The organism is Micromonospora sp. ATLC16 (assembly GCF_057196645.1).
The window spans coordinates 1-223 of sequence record NZ_JBXUOW010000208.1 but is presented as its reverse complement, the minus strand read 5'-3'; the positions used below and the strand labels follow the sequence as shown (position 1 = coordinate 223).

The window sequence follows — 223 nt, the reverse complement described above, 5'->3', positions numbered from 1 at the left end:
CGCCCATCCAGGCGGGCCAACGATGGCATGTCGAACGGACGAACAGCTGGCACAACGCGTTCAACCGACTGCAACGCTGCTACGAACGAACCGAGAAGGTCATCGACGCGTCCTTCGACCTCGCCGACGCGATCATTACCGTCCGTAGCCTGATCAGGCGAGCATGGACCACCTACCGGTGGGACACTCGCCCCACCCGCCGCCGATGATCACCACCAATCTG

1 pseudogene is annotated in these 223 nt (G+C 62.8%); it reads left to right on the top strand.

The annotated features are described in order from the left end of the window. Window positions 1-209 (top strand): annotated as a pseudogene (locus AC2CHE_RS27075) (IS5/IS1182 family transposase); the annotation flags it as partial. Window positions 210-223 lie beyond the last annotated feature (14 nt).